At 43.3% G+C, this 2,392-nt stretch carries 5 protein-coding genes and 1 pseudogene; all 6 read right to left on the reverse strand.

What is annotated here, in order from left to right; translation table 11 throughout:
- A pseudogene (locus tag MSA64_RS03885) lies at positions 1 to 222 on the reverse strand (hypothetical protein); the annotation flags it as partial.
- A gap of 2 nt (positions 223 to 224) precedes the next feature.
- Positions 225 to 506, reverse strand: a complete 282-nt coding sequence (locus MSA64_RS03890) for a hypothetical protein (protein WP_262655791.1) — start codon at positions 504 to 506, stop codon at positions 225 to 227.
- A gap of 25 nt (positions 507 to 531) precedes the next feature.
- Entirely contained in the window at positions 532 to 825 is a 294-nt protein-coding gene (locus MSA64_RS03895) for a hypothetical protein (RefSeq protein ID WP_177296882.1), read from the reverse strand.
- 14 nt (positions 826 to 839) lie between these two features.
- Positions 840 to 1,028: a hypothetical protein gene (locus tag MSA64_RS03900; protein ID WP_177296883.1), complete on the reverse strand. Its 189-nt coding sequence runs from the start codon at positions 1,026 to 1,028 to the stop codon at positions 840 to 842.
- A gap of 10 nt (positions 1,029 to 1,038) precedes the next feature.
- Positions 1,039 to 1,422 (reverse strand): TnpV protein, encoded by a 384-nt coding sequence (locus MSA64_RS03905; RefSeq protein ID WP_177296884.1) that lies wholly within the window; start codon positions 1,420 to 1,422, stop codon positions 1,039 to 1,041.
- 110 nt (positions 1,423 to 1,532) lie between these two features.
- Positions 1,533 to 2,392 (reverse strand): DUF4368 domain-containing protein (locus MSA64_RS03910; protein ID WP_287890641.1); only part of this gene is annotated, 860 nt, incomplete at its 5' end.

The raw sequence follows: 2,392 nt of genomic DNA on the forward strand, positions 1-2,392 counted from the left end.
GAAGAAAATCTCACTTTCTGCCCCGCTGTCAAAAATAGCGTCACAGTATTCCCGGACTGCCTGTTGTTTATCCTCTGGAAGCGATGCCACCGCTTCCTCATATTTCTTTTCTACATCATCTTCTGTATCTGGTTCTTTCCCGGCTTTCATCTTGCTGAACGCACTCTGCATCCGTTCCTGAATGATATTGTCCACAAATTCCTTTAATGCTTCCTCTTTCATCCTCATACATCCCTTTCTATCTCACACACCAGACGCTCATAATCCAGAAATCCCCGGATATACATTTCCCGGCTGATATAGGCTTCTACTGCGTGTCTTGCTGATACGATCCGGTCAATAATCGTCCAGAACTCATGCCCGTATTTTTCTATATATGGCTTCAATTCATCCATCGTTTTCTCGCATTCCCCTTCCAGTTCGATCAGCTCCGGGTCAATCCGTAAATATGCCTCCAGCCTGATTTCATTCCAGTCGAAGTAGCTTTCCACTAATTCTCTTTTCATAATCGTGTTCCTTTCTATCCTCTTCTTACGTAAAAGAGCGAATCCATTCTTCCAAAAAGATGATTCCCATAATCACAATTTCAACCGTACATGGCAGGAGATAGAACAGGAATCCAGCCAATATCATTTTCAGGCATTCCCCGGAATTTTCCAGACCAAAGCCATAGCTTAACAGGGCAGTCAGAAGAAAAATCCCTGCGATTACCCGGAAGATAACTGCTGATATTCCTGCAAGGAACTCCACAAACAGCCTTATTATTTTCAGAGCAACCATCACAGGCAACAACATGATTTTTAAAATAAGTCGTATGGCTTTCATCCTGTCTCTCCTTCCTATCCGGCATTTCTGTTCAAATAGTTTCGATACTTCTCAAGTACGGAATCTGTCACACCATTTTTGTAGATCTTCCGTATATCTGTGATCTCTTCATCCTTTAAGAGTTTCAGCCATTCCAGAAGGTCTCTCCGGCTGTTTGCGAAATTACAGCACCTACCATCTGCATATTCAATCCGGTATCTCATAATCATCCCCCTACACATAAACCAATTCATTCAGAATGACTTCATCCACTCTGTTGCGGATGTTATTTACCCTGCGGAGCCATTCCATCTGGTCTTTTCCCTTTAATTCCTCTGTGACACCTTCTGCTTCCATCATCTGATCCATCATGTTATCCCTGCGTTCCACACAGATTTCATTCAAATCAGCAAGATACGACCAGAGCTTCCCGGTCAGCATCAGCTGGGAATACAAAGCCTGCCGGTAATCTTTCAGATAATTCCTGCGGAGGCTTCCATAAAAACCAATATCTCTGTTTTCTTCCTCCACACAGATCAGCGGGATGTAATAATCTCCAACAAGTATATAATCCAGTCCATTTTTATCATCATGTATGATTGGCTCCAATTTTTTCATGCGTCACACCTTCCTTTTATCTTGCCTTCCCCCTGCCTCTGTGCTAACATATTTTTGAGGCAGTGGCAGAAATGCCCCGGCTTTGATTGCTAAGGCTCCGGTTCTATTTGTCAGGTAGGCTCCGGAGCCTTGTTCTTTTGCTTGTCTCTCCATTTTTTTGCTCTTTCTGCCTCTTTTCTTCTTTCTTCGAGGACTTTTTCATATTCTTTCAGGGCTTCCGGGTCACCGGCTTTCGCTGCTTCCTCAATCGCTCTGGCTTTCTCCTTTCTTTTCCGGTAGGATTTTTTATTGCTTTCCCTGTCACGTTCTCTTCGTGCTTTTTCTTTTGCCAGAATCTCCTCATACTGTTTTTGTGCCTCTTCATCTCCGGTTTCCGCAGCAGCCTTGATTCTGGCTCTTTCCTCTTTCCGCTTCTGGGAAAACCTTCTGGCATTCGCCCTCTTTCTCTCCCGTTTTTCTTCCTCTTTATTTTTTTGTTGCTCTATCTGCCTTTTTCTTTCCTGTTCCAGTTCTTCCTTGGAGATTGGAACTGGAAACTGACCGATAAAATTGAAATAAATATCAATCCGCTGTGTGCGTTCTGTTCCCCGTCCGCCTTCCGCTTCATGGACTGCGATTCTGTCTATGAACTCATAGAGCATTTGTGGTGTGATTTCATCAAAATCCTGATATTTCTTTACTAGACGGACAAAACAGGCTCCATTTTCTTCTGGTTCTTCCTTTTGCCGGAGTTCCTGTTCCATTTCTTCCACTTTTACTTCCAGTTCCTGCTGTTCGGCATCGTATTCCTTCATCATTCTCTCAAAATGCCTGTCCGGGATTTTCCCTAATACATTTCCTTCATAAAGGTTCTTAATCAGGGTATCCAGTTCCTGAATCCTGCTTTTCGCTGCCTTGATTTCCTTTTGAGACTCTTTTAAATATCTCTCACTGTAGGTATCACTAAGCTGCCCGATCTGCTCCATAAATT

The sequence above is a fragment of the Oliverpabstia sp. genome (assembly GCF_022785585.1).
Lineage (GTDB): Bacteria > Bacillota > Clostridia > Lachnospirales > Lachnospiraceae > Oliverpabstia > Oliverpabstia intestinalis.

Bases quoted from the DNA above. Each gene is read 5' to 3' on its own strand.
- MSA64_RS03900 (WP_177296883.1), bottom strand. From the start codon at position 1,028: ATGAGATACCGGATTGAATATGCAGATGGTAGGTGCTGTAATTTCGCA.
- MSA64_RS03895 (WP_177296882.1), bottom strand. From the start codon at position 825: ATGAAAGCCATACGACTTATTTTAAAAATCATGTTGTTGCCTGTGATG.
- MSA64_RS03905 (WP_177296884.1), bottom strand. From the start codon at position 1,422: ATGAAAAAATTGGAGCCAATCATACATGATGATAAAAATGGACTGGAT.
- MSA64_RS03890 (WP_262655791.1), bottom strand. From the start codon at position 506: ATGAAAAGAGAATTAGTGGAAAGCTACTTCGACTGGAATGAAATCAGG.